Consider the following 17128-nt stretch of genomic DNA (forward strand, 5'->3'; position numbering starts at 1 on the left):
AAGAATGATCCAACCTCAAGACCTCAGCCATGCCGATATGGCGCATTCCCTGCGGCTGTATCGTCAGCATTCCCCTCTGACCCACTGTATGACCAATGATGTGGTACAGGCCTTTACGGCTAACGTGCTGCTGGCGCTGGGGGCTTCCCCGGCAATGGTGATCGATCCGCAGGAGGCGGCACAGTTCAGCCCTGTTGCCGATGCCCTGCTGGTGAATGTCGGTACGCTGACCCGCAGCCGCAGCGAAGCGATGCTGGCGGCCATTAATGCCGCCAGGCAGGTCGGGCGTCCCTGGACGTTAGATCCGGTAGCCGTTGGCGCACTGGACTTCCGCACGGCCTTCTGCCAGCAGACGCTGGGACTGAAACCGGCCGCTGTCCGGGGTAACGCTTCCGAAATCATGGCGCTGGCCAGGCAGAGCGTCAGCGGCCGGGGCGTCGACAGCCGGCACGCCTCCACGGCGGCGCTGCAGGCGGCTGTTTCGCTGGCGCAGGAGACAGGCGCGATTGTGGCCGTCACCGGTGAAACCGATTTTATTACCGACGGCCTCCGTACCCTGAGCGTGGGCGGCGGCGACCCGCTGATGACGCGGGTGGTAGGGACCGGCTGTGCGCTGTCGGCGGTCGTGGCCGGCTTTGCCGCACTGCCGGGCGACCGCCTCACACATGTGGCCAGCGCCTGCCGCGTGGTGTCGCTGGCCGGCGAGCGTGCGGCTGCAGCGGTGGACGGGCCAGGCAGTTTCATTCCGGCCTTTCTTGATGCCCTGTACCGGCTGAACCCGGAGGTGCAGTGATGAAAAGGATTAACGCGCTGACAATTGCCGGTACCGACCCCAGCGGTGGGGCAGGGATCCAGGCTGATCTGAAAGCATTCTCCGCGCTGGGTGCGTATGGCACCAGCGTGATCACCGCGCTGGTGGCGCAGAACACCACCGGCGTGCAGTCGATCTGCCGCGTTGAGCCGGCGTTTGTTGCCGCGCAGCTGGATTCCGTTTTGTCGGACGTGCGCATCGATACGATTAAAATTGGCATGCTGTCAGAAAGTGCCATCGTTGAGGTGGTGTCCGGGCGGCTGAAACAGACCCGCGTTCCCTGGGTGGTGCTGGATACGGTGATGCTGGCCAAAAGCGGCGATCCGCTGCTGTCGCCCGAGGCGGTGAGTACGCTACGGGATCGACTGCTGCCGCAGGTTTCACTGATTACACCTAACCTGCCGGAGGCCGCCGCACTGCTGGGATGTGCGCAGGCGCGCAACGAGGAGGAGATGCGCGAGCAGGGACGGGCGCTGCTGGCCCTCGGCTGCCAGGCTGTGCTGATGAAAGGCGGTCATCTCAGCGAGTCGGAAAGCCCGGACTGGCTGTTCACCCGTGAGGGAGAACAGCGCTTTACTGCGCCACGGGTGAACACCCGTAACACGCATGGCACCGGCTGTTCACTCTCGGCGGCGCTGGCCGCGCTGCGCCCGCGCCACGATGACTGGCCCACGACCGTTCAGGCGGCCCGGCACTGGCTGCAGGGCGCACTGGAGCAGGCGGACTCGCTGGAAGTGGGACACGGGCAGGGGCCGGTACATCATTTTCATCAGTGGTGGTAAGCGGTAAAACCCGGGTTCCAGGGGAAGATTTGTTGAAAACAGATCTTTCCCCTTCATCGGTTGGCGAAGGCAGGGCAGTTTTCAGTCCACAGCGGGTATCAGGACCGTGATGACGAGGCCTGCGCGAGGCCTCTTTGGCCGGTCTGGTTTGCTCAGACGTGACCGATGAAAAAACTGATAATTCATCCGAGGGCTTGCTTCCTCTTCGGCTACTAATACCATCGCCAGAGGAAGGGGGAGAAAAGCCCTTTACATTCACCATTCAGCCGCGAGCATTGTGATAGATTTGGCAAACGCATAATCAGTTCTTACCGCAGAGGTGTGCTTTGCATCCTGAATCCGTGTTCCTTAGCCAGTTTAAAGCGATCTCACAGCAACTGATGATCGATCCTCGTGAGAAAATTAATCAACTGGCTCTTCTTTTATCAGAGAATAGTATATTTCTGGATGAAAGTAGCGAAACGATTGATATGATTAACGCCATTTCTCATTCGATTGAGAGTGACTTCACAATAGCTTCTTTACAGGCGATTGAAAAAAGTAACTTCTGTTTCTGGCAAAAGCTATTACTCAATAAGAAGATGGATATTTTCTTTTTCGGTGATGAACGTCATGCTGCTTTCTTTTTTGACATTCTTGATAAAGAAAAGGTCGGCAACCTTTTTTATATCAACGTGACTGCCGGAGGGGAGATGGATACCGAAGCCTTCCTGTCCCCGTTACAAGAAAGCTGTCATCCGGTAATCATTTATGACCATGGGGCTGATGCGGTAAAGAGTCTCCCTGAAACCCAGGGGGTAATGTTGATGGCTGATTTTCAGCAGGTGATGGTATTAAAGGCACTGCCTTTCTCTGTTGAGCATGATCCCTTCATCGCTTTTCTGCAGCATAAACATAATATGATGCTGGCAAAGAAGCCGCCTACGCTCGTGTTGGGGAACTCTTATGGCTATTATGCTTTACCAGCAAACTGTCTGAACAAGGCGGTTAACCTGTCAATGCATAGTCTGGATCTTCGACAAGCACACACCATGATTCAACATTATTCTGAAAGTAAAAAAATCAAATCAATCGTGCTGGCCTGTGGTTATTTCGATCTTTTTTACGAGTTATATAAAACGCGTGAGAAAGAAAACGTGCGCGTGGTACATATCATGAGTCATTATAATCATAAAAATAATATTATCCCTGATAATGATATTTCAACTAAATACCTGCATCATTCTGATGAAAGTCTGCTGGCTCATTTTTTACCCGTGCTGAAGTCCAGCGATCGCCTGACGGAATTTAATTACGCACTGGATGATGCAGTCAGTCTCGCCAGCACCAGTGAGAACCTCGAAAAGCAGATTAATCAGGCATCTTCTATTGCCTGTGAATTGTATGAAACCACGTCTGAAACTCGTGCGGCCTTGCACAGTAAGCTTTATAAATACAAGGAAAGTAAAAATATTAATTCAAGATTGATCGCAGAGATGCGTGATCTGGCGAAAGATAAAGGTATTCGCATTCACTATGTTATTCCTCCTTTTCCAGAAAAGTACGTTGAATCTGTTCAACCCGCGATGATCGCTGAAACCCGGGCTTTCCTGAAAAGTATGGAAACTTATCATTTCAGCTATCATGATTTTAATGAGGATAAAAGCTTTATCCGCACGGATTTTCGTGATGGCGATCACCTTAATTATCATGGGGCGGTTAAATTTGTAAAAGCGCTGAAGAAGAAAGGGCTGGTGTTGTAAACCTCACGACGTTAGCTCAACGATGTCCCGGACAGCTTACCCCGATGCACGCTCATGACACCCGCGCTTTTTTGTGCGGATCGTTCTGAAAAATGGAGTCAGCAATTTGCCTTAGTGCCGGTTTTGGGTTCACCCTGTTGAGGTCAGAAAAACTGACCCGCGGGCCGTGGCAGCATGGCCCCGACACCACTTAACAGGAGTTATCATGACGGACATCGTTCAGTTATTGGGCAAAGAAGCGGATTCTCTTTTGCAACATCGCTGCATGACTATTCCAGCGGACAACCTCTACCTGCCGGGAGCGGATTATGTCGATCGGGTGATGGTCGATAACAATCGTCCCCCGGCCGTACTGCGCAATATGCAAACCCTGTACAACACCGGACGTTTAGCCGGGACAGGTTACCTCTCTATCCTTCCGGTCGATCAGGGTGTTGAGCATTCCGCCGGCGCCTCCTTTGCGGCGAATCCGCTCTACTTCGATCCGAAAAACATCGTCGAACTGGCCATTGAGGCAGGCTGTAACTGTGTTGCGTCGACTTATGGCGTGCTGGCCTCAGTGTCGCGGCGCTACGCACATCGCATTCCTTTTATGGTCAAACTCAACCATAACGAAACCCTCAGCTATCCGACCCAGTATGACCAGACGCTGTATACCAGCGTGGAGCAGGCCTTTAATCTGGGAGCGGTCGCCGTCGGGGCCACCATCTATTTTGGCTCTGAGCAGTCGCGCCGGCAGATCGAAGAGATCTCGGCAGCGTTTGAACGGGCGCATGAACTGGGGATGGTCACGGTGCTGTGGGCCTATCTGCGTAACGATGCCTTTAAAAAAGAGGGCGTGGACTATCATGCCAGTGCGGATTTGACCGGGCAGGCCAACCACCTCGCTGCGACCATTGGTGCGGATATCGTTAAACAAAAGATGGCTGAAAATAATGGCGGCTATCAGGCGCTGAAATTTGGCCATACCGATGCGCGGGTGTACAGCACGCTGACCAGTGAAAATCCGATCGATCTGGTGCGTTACCAGCTGGCGAACTGTTATATGGGCCGTGCGGGGCTAATTAACTCCGGCGGAGCAGCAGCGGGCGAGACCGATACGGCAGAATCAGTGCGGACGGCGGTGATCAATAAACGGGCCGGCGGCATGGGGTTGATCCTCGGGCGCAAGGCGTTTAAAAAATCGATGAAGGACGGGGTGGCGCTGATCAATTCAGTGCAGGATGTCTATCTGGCGAAAAACGTCACTATCGCCTGACGGTAAACAGGGCTGACCAAAAAAGAAGGTCAGCCCGTGCATGATACGGTTAAGCATGCATTGTCGCGGTGAAACGGGAATCCATGTTCTCTCGGGGCGGCCTTTTTCCGGTCGCCCCGCTATCGTTTAAAGCGTTTCAAACCATTCGCTGTTCTGCTCGGCAATCGGGGTAATGGAAAAAATCATCTCCTGCAGATGACGTTGCAGCGCCAGCCCGGCGGCATCGGCATCTTTTGCGCACAGCGCCTGATAAATCTGCTGGTGCTGCTCAATCAGGCTCTCCGGGGGAGAAACCTTACTCAGCGTCAGAAAGCGCACGCGGTCCATCGTCGCCTTGATATTCTCCACGGTCTGCCACGCCAGCTCGCAGTCAATACTCTGCGCAATCAGCCGGTGAAATTCATCGTCCAGCAGCAGGAACGCCTGGCTGTCGTGGCGGTCGGCAGCCAGCCTCTGTAACTGCAGATTATGTTCCAGAGCCGCCAGCCCTTCAGGCGTGGCCTCTGTCGCCGCCCGACGCACCACGGCAGCCTCCACGGCTTCCCGAATAAACCGACCGTCAGCCACCCGCCGGGCAGAAATTTTACGCACAAAGGTGCCACGCTGAGGCAGGATCTGCACCAGGCCCGCCTCTGCCAGCTTGATAAAGGCTTCACGTACCGGCTGGCGGGAAACATCAAAGCGCGTGGAAACCTCTTTCTCGGAAAGAAACGCGCCAGGGGGGATGACACAGGTGACGATATCCTGGCGCAGAAAACGGTAAATCTGCTGGTTGACCGGCTCACTGGCGGTAATGGTATAGACAGTCGACATTCGGCAACTTCCCTTTAGCGGCGGGGTGACAGCCCGCCCGCACGTGGCGTGAAAGCCTTCAGTCTAATCAGGCTGGCGCATCAGCGCCAGAGTTAAACGCGGGCAACCAGTTGATGCACGGTTTGTTTTGCGCCCCGGGTTAACAGCAGCTGGTAATAATGGTTCACCTGGCGCACAAAGGTGTCGTTGCCGGGCAGGTCGTCGCCGAAGATATTCTTTAACCCAAGCAGCGCCGCCACGCGCGGTTCTCCCTCTTCTGTCTCCGCTACGCGCTTCGCCAGCTCGTCACGGAGGGGATCGTTGATGGTAACCGGCTGCCCCTGCTCGTCGCAGCCGCTGACGTAGCGGATCCAGCCTGCCACTCCCAGCGCCAGCAGATCGAAGCGGCTGCCGTGGGCCAGATGCCAGCGAATACTGTCCAGCCAGCGCTGCGGCAACTTCTGGCTGCCGTCATTGGCGATCTGCGCGGTGCGGTGCTTAATGGCGCGGTTGTCGTAGCGGGCGATCAGTGAATCCGCATAGGCCGTCAGATCAACGCCGGTGGCACGCAGAGTGGGGGCCTGCTGATCGAGCATCAGCTGACGCGCTGCGTTTTTAAAGTGCGCATCGGCCATACAGTCGCTGATGTGCTCATAGCCAGCCAGGCTACCCAGATAGGCGAGGAACGAGTGGCTGCCGTTCAGCATGCGCAGCTTCATCTCTTCAAATAGCAGCACGTCGTCCACCAGCTCCGCCCCGGCTTTTTCCCAGGCCGGGCGACCGCTGACAAAGTTATCCTCGATCACCCACTGGAAGAAGGGTTCGCAGGCGACAGCAACCGGATCGTCACAGCCCAGCTTTTCAGTCAGTGCCCGATGAGTCTCACTGGTCATCGCCGGGACAATGCGGTCAACCATGGTTGACGGGAAAGTCACGTGCTGACCGATCCATTCCGCCAGCTCAGGGGCCTGCTGGCGAGCCAGCCCGGTGACCACGTTGCGGGTGACATGGCCGTTTTCCGGCATATTATCGCAGGACATCACGCTGAACGGTGGCAGTCCCCGTTCTCTGCGGCGAAGAATGGCGGCCAGAATAATGCCCGGCAGGGACTGCGGCGCCGCCGGATGGGCCAGATCGTGGCGGATAGCAGGGTGCTGTAGATTTAATTCACCGCTGGCCGGATGGTGGCAGTAGCCTTTCTCCGTCACCGTCATGGAAACAATCGCCACGTCCGGCTGACACAGCGCCTCCAGCACCGCTTCAATACCGTCGCTCTGGCCGTGCAGCGCGTCGGTGACGACCCCGATAACGCGCAGATTGAGCTGGTCATCGGCCATTTCGGCCACGGTGTAGCACAGCTGCTGCTGACGCAGGGCGGTAATAAGCTCCCCGCTGTTCAGGTTGATTTCGCAGTAGCCCCAGTCACTGCCCTGTTCTGCGGCGAGTCGATCGCTGCAGACGGCCTGATGGGCGCGGTGGAAGGCGCCAAAACCAATATGAACCATGCGGGTGCGCAGTGCCTGGCGGTTGTACAGCGGGCGCTGCACGTCGGGGGGCAGTGAATTGGTAGATAACATAACCCATCCTCGGGAAAAAGCGGGCAGGGCGGACCCCACCCGCAATGATCAGACGGACACCGGAGTATCCAGTTTTTTCGGCGGCTTGATCACGAACAGCACCAGGAAGGCCCCCAGCGCGGCGACGACGCCGGCCAGGATAAAGGCACTGTCGAACTTGCCGGTATGCTGAACGATATAGCCGGTCACAATCGGGCCGATAATCCCCGAAAGGCTGCCGACCAGATGGATAAATCCGCTGATGCTGCCGACCCGACTCTTGTGAACCACATCCTGAATAATCGCCCAGTAAATCGCCCCGGTGATATACAGGAAGAAGATAGAGATCGACATCAGACCGACGGCCGAAGTGACTTCTTTTACCGTACCGGCAAAGGCGACACAAACCGCCGCCGCCATTAACGAGACCACCAGCACAATTTTGCGCGACAGCAGCAGCTTACCGGTTATTTTAAAGATTTTATCTGAGATGAATCCACCCAGTGCCAGGCCCACGAAGCCGACAATCCACGGGATCATGGTGGTGATACTCATCGCCTTAATATCCAGCCCGTGCGCCTGTACCAGGTAGGCCGGGAACCAGCTCAGGAAGAAGAACAGAATGTAGTTGTAGCAGAAGAAGGCGAAGGCGGTGACCAGAATAATCGGCTGGCGCAGGTAGTAGCCCAGGCCATGCTGCGACTGTGACAGCTCCTCTTCCGGGCTGAGCTGCTCGTCTTTCAACTGGGCAATCAGGGCGCGTTCACGTTCACTAATTAACTTACTTTTCAGCGGGTTGTCGGCGGCAATAAAGAACCAGATCACCATCCAGACAATACCAATCGAACAGATAATGGCGAACGCCGGACGCCAGCCGAAGGCGAGGGCCAGATAACCAATAATCGGACCGGCTACCGCGCCGCCGAGCGGTGACCCGGCGCTCAACAGCCCCATTGCCGTGGCCGCCTGCTTTTTAGGGAACCAGCCGTTAATGGCTTTGTTCGCCGAGGCGCAGATTGGCCCCTCTGCCATCCCGAACAGCACGCGCAGGATGAGCATCGACCAGAAGCCGGTGGCCAGCGCGGTAAAGCCGCAGAAAATCGACCACATGCCGACGGCAACGCCCAGGGTGATCGTCGGGCCGAATCTGTCGGTGGCGAGTCCGCCGACAAAGTTGAAGATCGCATAGCCAAAGAAGAAGCTGCCGAAGATCAGGCCAAACTCTTCTGCGTTCAGCATCAGGTCTTTTTCGATCATCGGCACGGTCAGGGACAGCGCTACCCGGTCAAGGTAGTTAATCATGTAAACAAGGAACAGAAGCAGGACGATCGTCCAGCGCAGGTTTTTAAACATGGGAGTGACTCCTTCCCCTTATAGCGGGGATTATAGGTAGAGGTATTAGGGTTGACCGCAGGGCAGGGTCATTCCCCTGCGGCGTTCTGGTGTCAGTTAACCTGTAAAATCACTTTGCAGCAGCTGCGCGGATCCTTCTCAAACAGCGTCATTGCCTGTTCAATCTGCGCCAGCGGCAGCGTATGGGTCACCAGCTTTTCTGGCTGAATCAGGCCCTGTTCCATCCAGTCGATCACCTGCGGGAAGCGGTGGCTGTTCAGGCGCGAGGTAAACAGCGACAGCTCTTTACTGGTCAGGCTCTGCTGCGTCACGGTGCAGGGCTCGCTGGAGAAGCCCAGCAGACCGATACGTCCGGCCGGGGAGGCCAGCGCCGCGGCTTCTGACAGAATCGCCGGGTGGCAGGCTGCATCAATAATCAGTGTCGGCTGTACGCCATTAAGCTGTTCAGCCAGCGGCGTGGTGCTGTTGTTCAGCGCCTGGTCCGCTCCGTTGGCCAGCGCCATGGTCAGGCGCTCTTCCAGGCGGTCAGCCACGATCACCGTTTTCACCTTATAGACCCCTTTCAGCACCTGAATGGCCGTCAGACCCATCGGCCCGGCACCATAAATCAGGGCGATATCCTCAGGCTGTGGCCTGAGAAATGCGCTGATATTGGCCGCGATGGTAAATGGCTCCACCAGGCTGGCCAGGCTGTCCGGGATCGCCTCCGGCAGGAGATAGGCATTGGCAGCAGGGGCCAGCGTGTATTCACTGAAACCGCCATCAAGATGAACGCCTATCACCTGCAGGGTGCTACAGACGTTGGGGCGACCCACAGAGCAGGGGTAACAGTGGCCGCAGCTGACGACCGGGTCTACGGCAACGCGCTCACCAACCCGCCGGCTGTCCACGCCGCTGCCCACCGCATCGATCAGGCCAAAAAACTCATGGCCGATCACGCGTGGATAGCGCGCAAAGGGGTTGTGCCCGTGCCAGATATGCACGTCAGATCCGCAGATACTGGCGTATTTCACTTTGATCCTGACTTCGCCGGCCGCCGGCTCAGGCAAAGGACGCTGCTGTAAAAACAGCTCACCCGGACGTTCAATCACCACGCTTTTCATGTTGTGCTCCTCACCAGTTCCACAGGGTGCCGTCTTCCAGACGGGCGACCGGAAGATAAGCCGGTTCATAGGGGTATTTCGCCGCCAGCTTTTCATCGAACTCAATGCCCAGACCGGGTTTATCGCCCGGGTGCATATAGCCATTATCGAAGCGCCAGCTGTTCGGGAACACTTCCAGCATCTGCTCGGAATAGCCCATATATTCCTGCACACCGAAGTTCGGTACCCACAGGTCAAAGTGCAGCGCGGCCGCCATACAGATCGGTGACAGGTCTGACGGACCGTGGGATCCGGTACGTACCTGGTACAGCGAGGCGAAGTCCGCGATGCGGCGCATGCCGGTAATGCCGCCGGCGTGGGTGATGGTGGTGCGGATATAGTCGATGAGCTGTTCTTCGATCAGCTGCTTACAGTCCCAGATGCTGTTAAACACTTCTCCTACCGCAATCGGTGTCACGGTGTGCTGGCGGATCAGGCGGAAACTCTCCTGGTTTTCTGCTGGTGTCGGATCTTCCATCCAGAACAGGCGGTAATCTTCCACGCTTTTCCCGAAGCGGGCGGCTTCAATCGGCGTCAGGCGATGATGCATATCGTGCAGCAGATGCTCGTTAAAGCCGAACTTATCGCGAATGGCGGCAAACAGCGTCGGGGTGAAATCGAGATATTTTTCGGTTGACCACAGCTGCTCTTCCGGACGGGCACCTTTGGTCGCCGGCTCGTAGGCTTCGCCTTTGCCTTTGGCCATCCCGTAGGTGGTTTTCATGCCCGGCACGCCGCACTGCGCGCGAATAGCTTTAAAGCCCAGCTCTTTGTGCTTTGCGTAGTCGTCCATCACTTCGTCAATACTGTGGCCGGTGGTGTGGCAGTAGACCATCACGCCCGTGCGTGAAGCGCCGCCCAGCAGCTGGTAGACCGGCATATTCGCCGCTTTGCCCTTAATGTCCCACAGCGCCTGATCCACGGCGGAAATGGCTGACATGGTGACCGGGCCGCGACGCCAGTAGGCACCTTTGTAGAAGAACTGCCAGATATCTTCAATCTGATGGGCATCGCGCCCGATAAGCTGCGGACAGACATGATCTTTCAGATAAGACGCCACTGGCAGTTCGCGCCCGTTGAGCGTGGCGTCGCCCACGCCGGTCAGGCCCTGATCGGTGGTGATTTTTACCGTGACAAAGTTTCTTCCGGGGCAGGTCACGAATACTTCTGCTTTTACAATTTTCATTCTGAATCGCCTTGTGCGCCAACAATGATGAAAAAATACGCTGATAACGTACTACCATACAAGTTGCATGTGCAGGATTCGCGAGAGGGATCACATTAGTATGGGCAGAGGCGGGACGGGATGAAGACGAATCCTGGCGTTCAATAGCCAGGATTTACGGGGTTGTTATCGAGGGATTACGCCAGCAGTTCACAGGAGGGCGGCAGACGGCACTCCAGTGCAGAGGGCATCACTTCAATACGAAATTCGGTGCCCGTTAACGGTTCGCCGTCAAGGTTGAACGTCATTTCATTGGGTGCCCGGATTGTCAGCCACGGCAGGGAGGCGGTGATCAGATTCGGGTTCTCTTCGTCACTGGTGAGTTTATGCACCAGCGTCTGGAGCAGCTCCTGTGAGGTGGCGATACTGAGTTCCAGCTTGCCGTCATTAATCAGCGCGGTCGGGCAGAGGCGTTGTCCGCCGCCCGCCTGGCGGCCATTGCCGATGCCGATCACCAGCGCATCACCCTGCCAGTGAAAATCCGGGCCTTCCAGCGTGCAGCTGTCGGCTTTCAGCGTATCCATCCTCATCAGGCCGTGGATAAAGTAGGAGACGCCACCCAGTGCTGACTTCAGTTTTTCCGGCGTTTCGGTGGTAATTCGCGTGCCAAAGCCGCCGGTAGCCATATTGATAAAGTAACGGTCGTTATTCACCCGCGCGAGGTCAATGGCGCTGGCTTTACCCTGAATAGCCAGACGCAATGCGTTGTCCATCTCCAGCGGGATGCCCGCGCTGGTGGCAAAATCATTGGCGGTACCGAGTGGCACAATGCCCAGTACCGGCCGACGTTCGGGAGATAACCGCGCCAGAGCAGTCGCCACTTCGTTGATGGTACCGTCACCGCCGGCGGCAATCACCGTTTGCGCCTGCAGTTCAACCGCCTCCCGCACATAGCGCTCGCCGTCACCGTATTCCCAGGTAACGCGGATTTCCAGCGGGAAACCTTCCTCGCGTAGCGCCGCAACAGCTTCACGCAGCGCCTCATTGCCGGCGCTTTTACCATTCAAAATGGCCAGCGTAAGTGAATGTTTTTCCATTTTTAATTCCTGAAAGCCTGTGTGATTTGCATCAAGATATAGCATACCCTGGGTAAGAAGGTGAGCCACGGGTGAAAAAGCGGAAAGTTTTCTGAAAAGCGCCCGGAAGGGAACCGATAAAAAAAGAAATGGCCCGCACGGGGGAGCCGTGAGAGCCAAATGAGGTGATACAGATCATTCATCATTCAGGCAGAAAGTTGAATGGATCATAACGCTATTTGGATTTATTCGTTAGGAGCGCGGGCATCATAGCGAGGAATCCCACACGGTAATGTGATCGCATTCTAAAATCAGTTACATCAAGTAACTTCTTTTGCCCGGACCGCTGCATGAGGATCCCGCGTGGTGGTACCCGGCAGGTTGCGCATCAACAGGGCATACTGCACATCCATCTCTTCCTGCAGGGGGAGCCAGACCAGATGGCCGTTGCCGGGCGCAACGTCAACCGGTTGCGCTTTGCCATTTTCCATCTGCGTCAGGGTAAAGTTGATATTGCCGGAAGGGGACATCAGTTCCAGGCTGTCCCCGACGCTGAATTTGTTCTTCACATCCACCTGCGCCAGCGATCCCCGCCGTTTACCGGTAAACTCGCCCACAAACTGCTGGCGGTCGGAGACCGAGTAGCCGGCATCATAGCTCTGATAACTGTCGTGCGTATGGCGGCGCAGAAAACCTTCGGTATAGCCCCGATGCGCCAGCCCTTCCAGCGTTTCCAGCAGCGCGGGATCGAAAGGCTTGCCGGCGGCGGCATCGTCAATCGCCCGGCGATAGACCTGGGCGGTACGGGCGCAATAGTAAAATGACTTCGTACGCCCTTCGATTTTCAGGGAGTGGATACCCATCTGCGTCAGGCGTTCAACGTGGGCCACGGCCCGCAAATCCTTCGAGTTCATAATGTAGGTGCCGTGCTCATCCTCAAAGGCGGTCATATACTCGCCGGGGCGCATCGCTTCCTCAATCATAAACACTTTGTCCGTCGGCTGTCCTTCACCCAGCGTGGGTTCCACATTCTGCACGGCAATCGGGGCCTGGCGGTGCACAATATTGCCGACCGCGTCCTCTTTGCCTTCCTGCACGTTATATTCCCAGCGGCAGGCGTTAGTACAGGTCCCCTGATTCGGGTCACGCTTATTGATGTAACCGGACAGGAGACAGCGCCCGGAGTAGGCCATGCACAGCGCACCGTGAACAAAAATCTCCAGCTCCATCTCCGGCACCTGCTGGCGTATTTCACCGATCTCTTCCAGCGACAGCTCGCGTGACAGGATCACCCGCGTCAGGCCCATCTGCTGCCAGAATTTCACCGTCGCCCAGTTCACGGCATTGGCCTGCACCGACAGGTGAATATCCATCTGTGGGAAGGCCTCACGCACCAGCATAATCAGCCCGGGGTCGGACATGATCAGCGCATCCGGCTGCATATCCACCACGGGTTTCAGGTCGCGAATAAAGGTTTTCAGTTTGGCGTTATGCGGGGCGATATTGACCACAACATAGAATTTTTTACCGAGCGCATGGGCTTCATTGATGCCCGTCGCCAGATTCTCATGGTTAAATTCATTATTGCGAACGCGCAGGCTGTAACGAGGCTGACCGGCATACACAGCGTCTGCGCCATACGCAAAAGCGTAACGCATATTTTTCAGTGTCCCGGCCGGAGAAAGCAGTTCCGGTTTGTTCATGGTGTCTCAGTCTGATGTCAGGTCAGACCCGTCTTATTTCACGCGGCAACTGCATGGGCGGCACTTGTTCACCCTGGTCACAGCGCTCTCTCTGCTTCCAGGGCGATGAGCCTCATCCGGGAGGCTCATCCTGCGGGCCTGCCGCTCGCCTGCAACGTGAATTAATCAGGGTTAATTCGGTTTTGCGGGGGATTGTAAGGCGGCGGCAGGTTGGGGAAATTGATCTAAATCAAACGACAGATATCTGCTTCCCAGCGATAACCCATGCCGTACACGGCGCGGATAAACGGCTGGTCGGCATCCAGTGATTCCAGTTTGCGGCGCAGGTTTTTTATATGGCTGTCGATGGTTCTGTCGGTGACGACCCGGTAGTCGTCATAGAGATGATTCAGCAACTGCTCGCGAGAGAACACCTTGCCCGGTTCCTGCGCCAGGGTTTTCAGCAGGCGAAACTCTGCCGGAGTCAGGTCAAGGGGCTTCTCATCCCAGCTGGCGTGGAAGCGCTTTTCATCCACTTTAAGCAGGGAGATCTGCTGGGCTTCCTCGGGGGGGCGCTGGCAGCGCTTGAGAATAGTTTTTACCCGGGCAACCACTTCGCGCGGACTGAACGGTTTGCAGATGTAATCGTCCGCGCCGATCTCCAGCCCCAGCAGGCGATCAATCTCTTCAATTTTTGCCGTGACCATCACTACCGGCAGATCGGAAAAGCTGCGCAGCTCACGGCAGACGGAGAGTCCGTCCAGCCCGGGCAGCATCAGATCCAGCAGCACCAGGTCCGGGGAGTGCTGTTTCACCCACGGCAGCACTTCATTACCGCGCAGCAGATGATGCGTGCGGAAGTTCGCCGCCTGCAGATAATCGATCATCAGCTGACCCAGCTTGGGTTCATCTTCAACGATTAAAATCAGTGGAGCGGGCGTATCCATATCCAGAGTCATCGTATACAACCATTGTCAGTGAGTCTTATAGGGTAAGTGTACCGTAATTCTCACGCCTCCTGCATCGGAGTGCTCCGCAACGATAGTACCATCGTGGGCTTCAACGATGTTCTGACAGATAGCCAGACCCAGCCCGGATCCCCCACTGGCGCGATTGCGCGAACCCTCCGCCCGATAAAAGCGCTCAAAAATTTGCTGCCGCTGCTCGTTGCTGACGCCAGGTGCACTGTCATCAAAGTGCAGTATGTTCCCGCTGGCAGTGGGGCGCAGGATAATATGCAGGGTGCCGCCAGGGTCGGTATAACGCAGGCTGTTTTCTAACAGATTAGTAAACAGCTGCATCAGGCGGTCAGGGTCGCCAAACTGCGGGGCCTGATCCGGCAAGGTCAGCGTCAGGGATAAGGGATGCTGTTCGAAACGGTGGCGGAAGTTACCGGAAACCAGCTCCAGCAGCGGGACGAGGTCAGTCTGGCTTTTGCGATAGGCCAGCGCGCCCTCGTCGGACAGGGACAGCTGGTGGACGTCATCAACCAGTTTCGTCAGTGTGGTCACTTCCCCCTGCAGGGAGAGGATCGACTCCGGGGTCAGCTTGCGTACGCCGTCCTGTATCGCTTCCAGCTCACCGCGCAGTATCGCCAGCGGCGTGCGCAGCTCATGAGAAATATCGGCCATAAAGGCGCGGCGCATTTTCTCATTTTTTTCCAGCGTGCTGGCCAGGCGGTTAAAATCCTGTGCAAGCCGGCCAAGTTCGTCACGGCTTGAGGCCTGTACCCGACTGGTAAAGTGCCCGGCCGCCAGGTGATGCGTGCCTTCGACCAGTCGCTTAACCGGAGCCAGCAGCCCGCGGGACAGCAGCCAGGTGACCGCAGCGGCCAGCAGCATGGTCAGGCCAACAATCATCCAGCTGGTACGCTTCTGCTGCTGATCAAAATTAATATCGGCGCTGCGCGTGAGCCGCTCAGACGGTGAGCCAATCACCCAACCGACGACTTTGCCGTTACTGGTGGTGATACTGCGTCGGGATCCCTCCTGCGGGACGGGGGCACGCGGGCCGATCATCACGCGATACTGTTGATCAATAATCCAGAACTGGGTGCGCCAGCCGTGCGGTGGCAGCTGGTTACTGGCATCCGGATTCTGCTCCAGCGAACGCAGGATATTGAACACCAGCTTGTTATTGTTACGCAGGAAATCCCAGTTGCCGTGCTGTTCGTACTGGTCAGCCAGCGCATCCCCCAGCATCATCAGCCGCTGCTCGTTGCCGCGTTTGATGTAGTCAATAAAACCGTGCTCAAAGCTGAGCCGCACCCCCCAGTGCATGGTAATCAGCACCAGCATGCAGGTGGAAAAAATCGCCGCGAACAGCTTGGCGGTGATGCCAATACGTAATTTTGCCAACATTAAGGCTTTCTCCTGCGCGCGGAAAGCGCATTGGGTTGAGTCTCATCGGGGACGCGCCAGAATACGAAGACGGGCAGGGCAATCACCAGCGCCATACACAGCCAGGTATAGATAAAGGCCTCGCTCATCTGCGGGCTGCCGGTCAGCGCCGGGTGGGCGAAGGTACCCAGCAGCAGCCCGGCTACGGTAACGCCGATGCTCATCGACAGCTGCATAACCATCGACAGCAGGCTGTTGCCGCTGCTGGCCAGCTCGTCCGACAGGGTTTTCAGTGTCAGGGTATTCATGGCGGAGAAACGGATAGCATTGACCATTCCCTGCAGGAACAGCACCACTGGCAGCAGAGCAAACCAGCCCATCATCGCCACGGCGGGGAACAGCAGCACCACCAGCGCCAGCGCCAGGGTCGAACCCACCAGCACGTTGCGGTAGCCGAAACGGTTAACGATCTGCACCACAACGCGCTTCATGCCCATATTGCCCAGCACCATCGGGATCATCATCAGTCCGGCATGGAACGGGCTGTAACCCATGCCGATTTGCAGAAAAATAGGGGTCATAAACGGCAGCATCCCGCTGCCGATGCGTCCGGTCAGGCTGCCCACCAGGCCAATGGCGTAAATACGGTTATCGAAAAGCTTCAGGCTGAACAGGGCGCGCTCATTATGCCGGGCGTGCAGCAGATAGAATAACAGGCTGAAGACGCCACAGAGGATCAGCAGACACAGCAGCAGGGGAGACATACCGCTTCCGCGCTGCCCGTCCAGTGCCAGAGTCAGGGTGGCCATGCCGGCGGCCAGCAACAGATAGCCGGTAAAGTCAAAGCGACGGGTTTGCAGGGTAAAATTCGACATCAGGGTCAGGGTGGCGATGGCCCCGACGATCCCGACCGGGATGTTGATCAGGAAAATCCAGTGCCAGCTGGCGTACTCCACCAGCACGCCGCCCAGCGCCGGGCCGAGCAGCGGGCCAATCTGGCCCGGCAGGGTCACAAAGGTCATTGCCGCCATGTATTCTGCCCGCGGCACCAGCTTCATCACCGTTAAGCGGCCCACCGGCACCATCATCGCCCCGCCAATTCCCTGCAATACGCGTGAGAGGATCAACTGGTCCAGCGTGGAGGAGAGTGCACAACAGAGTGATCCGGCGCTGAACAGCACAATGGCGCTGAAAAACACGTTGCGCACCCCGAAGCGGTCTGCCAGCCAGCCGCTGATCGGCAGCATAATGGCGACAGTCAGCACGTAGGAGACGATCACCGAATGCATATTCAGCGGGCTTTGCCCCAGGCTGGCCGCCATTGAGGGCAGGGCCGTATTGACGATGGTGGTGTCCAGCGTCTGCATAAAAAAGCCGAAGGCAACGATCCACAGTTGCCAGCGTACCGAGGCAGGGGAGGCGGTCATGGC

General features: G+C 56.9%; 14 protein-coding genes. 4 read left to right on the forward strand and 10 right to left on the reverse strand.

The window, feature by feature from the left end; genetic code table 11:
• The first annotated feature begins 4 nt into the window (after positions 1-4).
• The 4 genes from thiM to fbaB all read left to right on the forward strand — a co-directional run bounded on the left by thiM (position 5) and on the right by fbaB (position 4593).
• Positions 5-793: a hydroxyethylthiazole kinase gene (thiM, locus tag K6L24_RS07340; protein ID WP_222682112.1), complete on the forward strand. Its 789-nt coding sequence runs from the start codon at positions 5-7 to the stop codon at positions 791-793.
• Entirely contained in the window at positions 793-1593 is an 801-nt protein-coding gene (thiD, locus tag K6L24_RS07345) for a bifunctional hydroxymethylpyrimidine kinase/phosphomethylpyrimidine kinase (protein ID WP_137269472.1), read from the forward strand. Before thiM ends, thiD begins: the two co-directional genes overlap by 1 nt.
• Positions 1594-1919: 326 nt before the next feature.
• Positions 1920-3335, forward strand: a complete 1416-nt coding sequence (locus tag K6L24_RS07350; protein WP_222682113.1) for a hypothetical protein — start codon at positions 1920-1922, stop codon at positions 3333-3335.
• A gap of 205 nt (positions 3336-3540) precedes the next feature.
• Complete coding sequence (fbaB, locus tag K6L24_RS07355) at positions 3541-4593, forward strand: class I fructose-bisphosphate aldolase (RefSeq protein ID WP_062742853.1); 1053 nt, start codon at positions 3541-3543, stop codon at positions 4591-4593.
• Between the two features lie 126 nt (positions 4594-4719).
• Here fbaB and K6L24_RS07360 read toward each other — a convergent pair whose 3' ends face one another.
• From K6L24_RS07360 to mdtD, 10 genes are all read right to left on the reverse strand, one after another.
• The gene (locus tag K6L24_RS07360) at positions 4720-5406 is read right to left on the reverse strand and encodes a GntR family transcriptional regulator (RefSeq protein ID WP_062742852.1); all 687 of its coding nucleotides are present in this window, start codon (positions 5404-5406) and stop codon (positions 4720-4722) included.
• Positions 5407-5498: 92 nt separating this feature from the next.
• Positions 5499-6962, reverse strand: coding sequence for a mannitol dehydrogenase family protein (locus tag K6L24_RS07365; protein WP_222682114.1), 1464 nt, complete (start codon positions 6960-6962; stop codon positions 5499-5501).
• 48 nt (positions 6963-7010) lie between these two features.
• Positions 7011-8294, reverse strand: a complete 1284-nt coding sequence (locus tag K6L24_RS07370) for an MFS transporter (protein WP_062742850.1) — start codon at positions 8292-8294, stop codon at positions 7011-7013.
• Positions 8295-8386: 92 nt separating this feature from the next.
• Positions 8387-9397 carry a Zn-dependent oxidoreductase gene (locus tag K6L24_RS07375; protein WP_062742849.1) on the reverse strand — a complete coding sequence of 337 codons (1011 nt, stop codon included), beginning with the start codon at positions 9395-9397 and terminating at the stop codon, positions 8387-8389.
• 10 nt (positions 9398-9407) lie between these two features.
• Positions 9408-10622, reverse strand: a complete 1215-nt coding sequence (manD, locus tag K6L24_RS07380) for a D-mannonate dehydratase ManD (RefSeq protein WP_062742848.1) — start codon at positions 10620-10622, stop codon at positions 9408-9410.
• A 176-nt stretch (positions 10623-10798) separates the two neighbouring features.
• The gene (gene yegS, locus K6L24_RS07385; RefSeq protein WP_062742847.1) at positions 10799-11698 is read right to left on the reverse strand and encodes a lipid kinase YegS; all 900 of its coding nucleotides are present in this window, start codon (positions 11696-11698) and stop codon (positions 10799-10801) included.
• Between the two features lie 299 nt (positions 11699-11997).
• Positions 11998-13380 carry a prephenate-dependent tRNA uridine(34) hydroxylase TrhP gene (gene trhP / locus K6L24_RS07390; RefSeq protein WP_222682115.1) on the reverse strand — a complete coding sequence of 461 codons (1383 nt, stop codon included), beginning with the start codon at positions 13378-13380 and terminating at the stop codon, positions 11998-12000.
• Positions 13381-13604: 224 nt separating this feature from the next.
• A complete protein-coding gene (baeR, locus tag K6L24_RS07395) occupies positions 13605-14306 on the reverse strand; it encodes an envelope stress response regulator BaeR (protein ID WP_222682303.1) in 702 nt (233 codons plus the stop codon).
• Positions 14307-14333: 27 nt separating this feature from the next.
• A complete protein-coding gene (gene baeS / locus K6L24_RS07400) occupies positions 14334-15719 on the reverse strand; it encodes an envelope stress sensor histidine kinase BaeS (protein ID WP_062742845.1) in 1386 nt (461 codons plus the stop codon).
• On the reverse strand, positions 15719-17125 hold the full coding sequence (gene mdtD, locus K6L24_RS07405) for a multidrug transporter subunit MdtD (protein WP_137269468.1): 1407 nt from the start codon (positions 17123-17125) through the stop codon (positions 15719-15721). The genes baeS and mdtD overlap by 1 nt, the downstream gene beginning before the upstream one ends.
• Positions 17126-17128: the final 3 nt, after the last annotated feature.

The organism is Erwinia persicina (assembly GCF_019844095.1).
In the GTDB taxonomy this organism is placed as follows: domain Bacteria; phylum Pseudomonadota; class Gammaproteobacteria; order Enterobacterales; family Enterobacteriaceae; genus Erwinia; species Erwinia persicina.

Bases quoted from the DNA above. Each gene is read 5' to 3' on its own strand.
- baeS (WP_062742845.1), bottom strand. From the start codon at position 15,719: ATGTTGGCAAAATTACGTATTGGCATCACCGCCAAGCTGTTCGCGGCG.
- baeR (WP_222682303.1), bottom strand. From the start codon at position 14,306: ATGGATACGCCCGCTCCACTGATTTTAATCGTTGAAGATGAACCCAAG.
- K6L24_RS07365 (WP_222682114.1), bottom strand. From the start codon at position 6,962: ATGTTATCTACCAATTCACTGCCCCCCGACGTGCAGCGCCCGCTGTAC.
- K6L24_RS07370 (WP_062742850.1), bottom strand. From the start codon at position 8,294: ATGTTTAAAAACCTGCGCTGGACGATCGTCCTGCTTCTGTTCCTTGTT.
- mdtD (WP_137269468.1), bottom strand. From the start codon at position 17,125: ATGACCGCCTCCCCTGCCTCGGTACGCTGGCAACTGTGGATCGTTGCC.
- trhP (WP_222682115.1), bottom strand. From the start codon at position 13,380: ATGAACAAACCGGAACTGCTTTCTCCGGCCGGGACACTGAAAAATATG.
- K6L24_RS07360 (WP_062742852.1), bottom strand. From the start codon at position 5,406: ATGTCGACTGTCTATACCATTACCGCCAGTGAGCCGGTCAACCAGCAG.
- fbaB (WP_062742853.1), top strand. From the start codon at position 3,541: ATGACGGACATCGTTCAGTTATTGGGCAAAGAAGCGGATTCTCTTTTG.
- K6L24_RS07375 (WP_062742849.1), bottom strand. From the start codon at position 9,397: ATGAAAAGCGTGGTGATTGAACGTCCGGGTGAGCTGTTTTTACAGCAG.
- thiM (WP_222682112.1), top strand. From the start codon at position 5: ATGATCCAACCTCAAGACCTCAGCCATGCCGATATGGCGCATTCCCTG.
- thiD (WP_137269472.1), top strand. From the start codon at position 793: ATGAAAAGGATTAACGCGCTGACAATTGCCGGTACCGACCCCAGCGGT.
- manD (WP_062742848.1), bottom strand. From the start codon at position 10,622: ATGAAAATTGTAAAAGCAGAAGTATTCGTGACCTGCCCCGGAAGAAAC.
- yegS (WP_062742847.1), bottom strand. From the start codon at position 11,698: ATGGAAAAACATTCACTTACGCTGGCCATTTTGAATGGTAAAAGCGCC.